Below are 6,263 nucleotides of genomic sequence, written 5' to 3'. Positions count from 1 at the left end.
TGAATAAGTTATTCATATGACACGCACGAATTGCTTGATGTGGATAAAAAAGATAAGTTATCCACATTTTAGGCGTGTCTACGTGGATATCACACAAATTTATCCACATAGTGGGGATAACATTGTGGATATCCTGCGGATAACTTTTTAAAATAATATTTTTATTTGCGATTTACGCATATTTGTGTTACTTCACTTGCAATTGTTTTTGCATAAAATTGTTAGCAATTGCAATCTTCTTTTATACAAGCGTGACAAAGTAGCGGTAGAATGAAGCATTATGACAAATCAAAAGTTGGACAACCAGAACAAAAAAGACGTACTGCGCAATATTTGGCTACTAGCCGTACCAACTTTTGGACAGCTCATATCTGAGCCAGCATTTGTACTTATTGACACTGCTATTATTGGCCACATTGGCAAAAGTGCTCTAGCAGGTCTTTCTATTGGATCAACGGTACTTCTTACTACTACAGGTCTTTGCTTATTTTTGGCTTACAATACAACTTCACAGGTTGCGCGTCTTTTAGGCGCAGGTAAGCGTCGAGAAGGTTTTAGCATTGGCATGGATGGGTTGTGGCTTGCATTATTGCTTGGCATAATTCTTACAGTCATACTTATTTTTGCCGCTGAACCGTTATGCTACGCAATAGGCGCGCATGGCTCTACGTTGCAAAATGCTATTGTGTACACACAAATGGTTATGCCTGGATTGCCTGCGATGCTACTCGTATATGCAGCAAATGGCATATTTCGCGGTCTTTGCAACGTGCGCATAACATTATTTGCTGCTGTAAGTGGAGCTGTTCTAAATACAATTCTCGATATAATCGCAGTATTTGGTCTCAACATGGGAATTGCTGGCTCTGGTATTGCAACAATGATTGCGCAATGGTATATGGGACTTGTTCTCACTATTCCTGCAATTATTTGGGCTACTCAAAGTGGTGCGCGTCTCAAACCGCATTTCCAGCATATTCTACATTCTGCTGGAACTGGTATGCCTTTGTTTGTTCGTACACTTGCATTGCGCGTGTGCATGGTAGCTACGGTTGTTACTGCGACTCATCTCGGTACCAATACTCTCGCTGCGTATCAGGTTGCTAATTCTTGCTGGAATTTTGTTATGAATATTTTAGATGCAATTGGTATTGCTGCGCAGACTATTGTTGCTGCAGCGCTAGGTGCAGGCTGTCGTAAGCGCGCAGGAATGATTACGCGTATTTGTGCTCAAGTGGGAGCTGTAAGCAGCGTAGGAGTCGGTTTATTCATGATTTTCGTGGGTTGGAGTTGCGCGCCACTATTTAGTCAGCATACAGATATTCAGTTTTTAATTTCTGTAGGTATGACAATATTAGGATTGTTCTTGCCTCTTGCTGGATGGATGTGGGCACTAGATGGCGTATTGATTGGCGCAGGTGATCATCGCTACTTGGCAAAAGCTTGCTCAGTAATGGCTGTCGTATATTTAACATTTTTGGCGCTCACAAGCGTTTTTGATGTCATCGTTGATGCTAATGACGTGATAAGAACTATTACTTTGTGGGTTGTTTTAAATGCTGTTTATATTGGGGGGCGTGCAATAGGCAATAGTTTGCGCATAAGAAATGATACGTGGATGGATTCTGCGCTAAAAATGTAGATAAAGTTTTGTGTTAATACATTTACGTTTTTCATAATACGTGCGCGCGTTTATACTCGTTTTTATGGCAGATAATGATATGTGGCAATCTACTAAAGGCAATGTTATCCGCGCAGGTAGCAATCATGGTGGCAATGGTGACGCCTCTGCATATGGTTCTGGCGTTGCAAATCGTGGTGCCGAAGTAGGTGCTACATTGTTTGATCGTGTGCCTCCTCACGATGTTGATGCAGAAATGGCTGTGCTTGGCGGAATGCTCATGAGCAAAGATGCTATTGGCGAAGTGTCTCAATTACTTGAAACATCAGATTTTTATTTACCGCAACACCAAACAATTTACGATGCTATTCTTACGCTTTTCGCTGGCTCACAGCCTGTTGACGTTGTGCTTGTAGCTAACGAATTAATGAAAGATGGAAATCTCGATAAAGTTGGCGGAGCTGACTATTTGCACAGCCTAGTAGCTTCTGTGCCAACAGCCGCAAACGCAATGTACTACGCAGATATTGTGCATCAAAATGCTGTTCTTCGTAACGTTATTACTGCTGGCACAAAAATTGCACAAATGGGCTATTCTGCTTCCGGAGCGCAAGCAGAAGATATTGTAAATCTTGCGCAATCAGAAGTGTATGAAATGAGCGCCGGTAAAGTGCGTCAAGATTACGTTGCTATTGGTCCAGTTTTGCAAAATACACTTGATCAGTTAGATAAAATGCAAAATCATGAACTTGAACAAGGTGTGCCGACTGGATTTAGAGATATTGACGAAGTTACGCAGGGTTTGCAGCCTGGTCAAATGATTGTTGTTGCTGGTCGTCCGGCTATGGGTAAGTCAACACTTGGCATTGATTTTGCGCGCTCAGCAGCACTACACCACAATATGACGTCTATTGTGTTCTCTCTAGAAATGAGCAAAGTGGAATTAGCTCAGCGCATTATTGCTGCAGAAACTAATATTCCGCTCGCTGCTATGCGAAGAGCGGAAGATATTACTCCAGATCGTTGGAATACTCTTAATACTTTTTGGACAAAAATGCAAAACGCCCCGCTTTTTATTGATGACAGTCCAAATATGAGCTTGATGGAGATTCGCGCAAAATGCCGCCGTTTGAAGCAAACAAATGATTTGAAGCTAGTAGTTATCGATTACCTTCAGCTGATGAGTTCTGGCAAGCGTGTGGAAAGTCGTCAGCAGGAAGTTTCGGAATTCTCGCGTGCGCTGAAGCTTCTTGCTAAAGAGCTTGAAGTGCCAGTTGTGGCTTTGAGCCAGCTTAATCGTGGACCGGAAATGCGAAACGACAAGAAACCACAGCTTTCAGATTTGCGCGAATCTGGTTCTATTGAGCAGGATGCTGACGTTGTGTTCCTAGTGCATCGCCCTGATTTTTACAATAAGGAAGATCGCCCAGGCGAAGCAGATATTATTATGGCAAAGCATCGTAACGGCCCTACTGACACGTTTAATCTTGCCTTCTTGGGTGCAACTTCCAAGTTCATGGATATGCCGCAAGACTACCAGCAATAAGGGGTGTGATTTAGTATGTCAAGCCGCGACCATGAATCGCATAAAAAGTTGCGCCAAAATTTGCATAAGCATTGGTACAGTTTTGCCATGCCTGCTGTAGGAAAGCTTGTTTGCGCTCTTTCTAGGGTGCTTCACCATGGCGGAAGCGCATTGCCTGGGAAAGTTATTGAGAGCCTCGATTCTGGCTTTTTAGCGCGCACTCTTGCCGCATTGCCGTACGGAATAGTGTTGATTTCTGGCACCAATGGCAAAACTACCACAACGCGTATGGTAACTTCTATGCTGCGCGACGCAGGACTTAACGTATTTACTAATCCAACCGGTTCAAACTTTACTAGAGGAGTAGTGGCAGCCCTTGCAAAAACAATGCCTGCTTTTGGCACAAAACTAAATGCGGATATTGCAGTTTTAGAGCTCGACGAAGCGTACGCAGTGCATTTTGTAAATCAAATCAAGCCTCGCTACTCTTTATTGCTAAACGTTATGCGAGATCAGCTTGACCGATTCGGCGAAATTGACACAACTGCAAAACTATTAAGCAACGTGGCTGAAGCAACCGAAGGAACGGTAGTGCTAAACCGTGAGGATCCACGTATTTGCGCGCTTGCAAAAGTTGTTCCTTCCGGGACTTGTGTGCGGTATTTTGGTTTGGATGACGCTGTAAAAAGCATGTTCCCGACGGATGATGATTTGCACAATAGTTCCGAAAAAAGCGAAAATTGCGAAGATGCTGCAGAAAGCAAGGCTAACAATCTTCCTAAAGCAGACGTTGTGCTTTCAAAAGTTGGAGACCATGAGGCTGAGTTTATACTTGATGGCAAGCGTAAAACCACATCTGTAAAACTTGACGGTGCTTACAATATTTTCAACGCTGCTGCTGCAGCAACAGTAGTTCGCGCTATCTTGGCGGACGCTGCAAAACAAAATTCTGCGCTGCAAAAATTTGATGACGATGCGCTTATGGAAGCGATTTCGCACGTAACTCCTGCTTTTGGTAGAGGCGAAGTAATTGAAGTTAATGGTGCTCCTGTTGAGCTTGTTTTAGTGAAGAATCCTATTGGTTTTAGGCTTGCAATCGCTTCGGATCATCCGCAAAATCACGATACTATGATTGCAATTTGTGACGAATATGCGGACGGTAGAGACATGAGCTGGCTGTGGGACGTTGATTTTGCAAGCTTTAGCGGCACTGGAGTTGAGTGCGTTTCTGGTACTCGCGCATGGGATATGGCTTTGCGTCTGCAATACGATAAAGTCTCGGCTCGCAATGTGAATACGGATTTGGAAGAAGATGCTAAAGCTTTTGTAAACGGCGATTTTAGTGGCAACGCTAAAAATGCTAAACGCATATATTGCACATATACTGCCATGCTTCGCGTGCGCGCGGCTTTAGCGCAACTTGCGGAAGTTAAAGACGTTGGAGTTGGGAAGTAATTGTCATGAATGGTTCCAGTGATATTAGTAAAGCAAATGCTACTTTTGAAAACGAAAATCGCGTGCTACATATTGTGTCGCTATATCCAAAAGACATGAATATTTACGGCGACTACGGCAATGTGCTTACGATTATGCGCCGAGCGGAATTGTACGGTTACAAGCCAGTGCTTCACGAGTACAACGTTGGCGATTTATGGCCAGAGCGCGTGGATATGATTCTTGGCGGCGGTGGTCAAGATCATGGGCAAAGCAGAGTTACTGAAGATTTATTTGCGCGCGCGGACGCGATTCGTGAGCTTGCAAAAGATGGCGTTCCAATGCTTATGATTTGTGGACTTTACCAGCTTTTTGGAGAGTATTTTGAAACCGTTGAGGGTCAAAAGCTTAAAGGAATTGGAATACTTGGTGAGCATACGGTTGGTCAAGATGTGCGCATGATTGGAAATCTTGTGGAACATAGCGACGATTTTGGCGATATTGTGGGCTATGAGAACCATTCTGGACGAACAAGCTTGGAGGGTGATACTCAGCCACTTGGCTCGGTTGATAGTGAAAATTGCGGTAATAATGGCAAGGATCACACGGAAGGAGCGCGCAAATACAATGTTATTGGCACTTATATGCACGGCTCAGTTTTGCCAAAAAATCCGCGTCTGGCTGACTTTTTAATCCGTACTGCTGCGCAAAATCGTTACGGCGAATTTTCGCCAAAGCAGACTGATTCTCAACGCGCGGAAATTGCTAAACTAGACGAATTAGCAGAGCGCGCTCGCGAAGTGGCCGTAACTCGTCCGCGGTAAAGAGATTTATCTGCGCAAAATTTGTCAACGCTAAACACAAAAGCCTGCTGAACTTGCAAAGTGTTGCAAAATCAGCAGGCTTTTTGTAGTTTTTGATTCTAGCTTTCGCTTGATTTGGTTAGTAACTATTAGTCAATCAAGCCATACAAGCGATCGCCGGCGTCGCCAAGACCTGGAACGATATAAGCTTTGTCGTTCAAATGCTCATCAACAGCGCAAACAACAACCTTAAAGTCAATAGAAGGATCAATCTCCTTCTCCAGGCGTTCCAAGCCTTCTGGAGCTGCCAAAATGTTAATAGCAGTAACGTCCTTAGCACCGCGCTCAGCCAAATAGTGTGTAGCAGCAATAAGAGTGCCACCAGTGGCAAGCATTGGGTCAAGAAGGAAGCACTGACGGCCAGTTAAATCTTCTGGTAAACGGTTGGCATAAGTGATGATATCGAGCGTCTGCTCGTCGCGCTTCATGCCAAGGAATCCAACCTCAGCGGTTGGAAGAAGGCGAGTCATGCCGTCGAGCATGCCAAGACCAGCGCGCAAAACCGGCACAACCATTGGGCGTGGGCGGTTCAAATGCTTGCCAGTCATCTTGCAAATAGGAGTTTCAATCTCGCGATCGCTAACTTCCAAATTGCGGGTTGCTTCGTATGCTTCGAGGGTTACCAATTCGGAAACCAACTCGCGGAAAATGTTAGAAGGTGTATTCTTATCTCGCAAAACGGTGAGCTTGTGGTCCACCAGCGGATGATGTAAAACATGAAGATCCATACCTTCTAGATTAGTGCAAGCATTGCACGTTAAGCTAGCGGCGTGCCGTTATTTTTGCGCGAAATATAAACAAATGTTGAGTAAAAATATAT

At 44.2% G+C, this 6,263-nt stretch carries 5 protein-coding genes; 4 read left to right on the top strand and 1 reads right to left on the bottom strand.

The window, feature by feature from the left end; all coding sequences use genetic code 11:
* Nucleotides 1-280: 280 nt before the first annotated feature.
* The 4 genes from A5294_RS05625 to A5294_RS05610 all read left to right on the top strand — a co-directional run bounded on the left by A5294_RS05625 (nucleotide 281) and on the right by A5294_RS05610 (nucleotide 5,404).
* Nucleotides 281-1,642 (top strand): MATE family efflux transporter, encoded by a 1,362-nt coding sequence (locus A5294_RS05625; RefSeq protein WP_064340666.1) that lies wholly within the window; start codon nucleotides 281-283, stop codon nucleotides 1,640-1,642.
* 64 nt (nucleotides 1,643-1,706) lie between these two features.
* The gene (dnaB, locus tag A5294_RS05620; RefSeq protein WP_004105840.1) at nucleotides 1,707-3,167 is read left to right on the top strand and encodes a replicative DNA helicase; all 1,461 of its coding nucleotides are present in this window, start codon (nucleotides 1,707-1,709) and stop codon (nucleotides 3,165-3,167) included.
* Nucleotides 3,168-3,182: 15 nt separating this feature from the next.
* Entirely contained in the window at nucleotides 3,183-4,601 is a 1,419-nt protein-coding gene (locus A5294_RS05615) for a Mur ligase family protein (protein ID WP_064340665.1), read from the top strand.
* Nucleotides 4,602-4,606: 5 nt separating this feature from the next.
* Nucleotides 4,607-5,404: a type 1 glutamine amidotransferase gene (locus tag A5294_RS05610; protein ID WP_064340664.1), complete on the top strand. Its 798-nt coding sequence runs from the start codon at nucleotides 4,607-4,609 to the stop codon at nucleotides 5,402-5,404.
* A 128-nt stretch (nucleotides 5,405-5,532) separates the two neighbouring features.
* Here the strand turns inward: A5294_RS05610 and upp are convergent, their stop codons facing one another.
* Nucleotides 5,533-6,171, bottom strand: a complete 639-nt coding sequence (upp, locus tag A5294_RS05605) for a uracil phosphoribosyltransferase (RefSeq protein WP_004119581.1) — start codon at nucleotides 6,169-6,171, stop codon at nucleotides 5,533-5,535.
* Nucleotides 6,172-6,263: the final 92 nt, after the last annotated feature.

Origin of the sequence: Gardnerella sp. 30-4 (assembly GCF_001641215.1) — a bacterium.
Classification (GTDB): Bacteria; Actinomycetota; Actinomycetes; order Actinomycetales; family Bifidobacteriaceae; genus Bifidobacterium; species Bifidobacterium leopoldii.
This window is presented reverse-complemented; position numbering and strand designations above follow the sequence as displayed.

What these genes read in the sequence shown, in the direction of transcription:
- A5294_RS05625 (WP_064340666.1), top strand. Translation starts at nt 281, where the DNA reads ATGACAAATCAAAAGTTGGACAACCAGAACAAAAAAGACGTACTGCGC.
- dnaB (WP_004105840.1), top strand. Translation starts at nt 1,707, where the DNA reads ATGGCAGATAATGATATGTGGCAATCTACTAAAGGCAATGTTATCCGC.
- A5294_RS05615 (WP_064340665.1), top strand. Translation starts at nt 3,183, where the DNA reads ATGTCAAGCCGCGACCATGAATCGCATAAAAAGTTGCGCCAAAATTTG.
- A5294_RS05610 (WP_064340664.1), top strand. Translation starts at nt 4,607, where the DNA reads ATGAATGGTTCCAGTGATATTAGTAAAGCAAATGCTACTTTTGAAAAC.
- upp (WP_004119581.1), bottom strand. Translation starts at nt 6,171, where the DNA reads ATGGATCTTCATGTTTTACATCATCCGCTGGTGGACCACAAGCTCACC.